The sequence below is a fragment of the Xanthobacter autotrophicus ATCC 700552 genome (genome assembly GCF_043194565.1).
GTDB lineage: Bacteria > Pseudomonadota > Alphaproteobacteria > Rhizobiales > Xanthobacteraceae > Xanthobacter > Xanthobacter autotrophicus_F.
In genome coordinates, this window is record NZ_JBAFVS010000102.1 from 1 (window position 1) to 306 (window position 306).

General features: G+C 70.6%; 1 protein-coding gene. It reads left to right on the top strand.

Annotated elements, in window-relative coordinates:
• Window positions 1–306 (top strand): MFS transporter (locus V5F48_RS25095; protein WP_394260667.1); only part of this gene is annotated, 306 nt, incomplete at both ends.

Consider the following 306-nt stretch of genomic DNA (forward strand, 5'->3'; position numbering starts at 1 on the left):
TTGATCCTCATCGGCTATGGATTGGGCGCCGCGTCGAAGCCGTTCTTCGCCCTCGCTGGCGCACCGGCCATGGTGTTTGCCGCGCGCTTCGCCGACCGTATCGGTAAGGGGATCCGCGGCGCGCCGCGGGACGCGCTGGTGGCCGATGTCACGCCGCCTTCCATCCGCGGGCGCGCCTACGGGGTGCGCCAGGCGCTCGATACGGTCGGGGGGTTCCTCGGCCCGCTGCTCGCCATCGCGCTGATGGCGCTGTTCGCCGACGACATGCGAACGGTATTCTGGTTCGCCCTCATCCCCGGCGCGCTC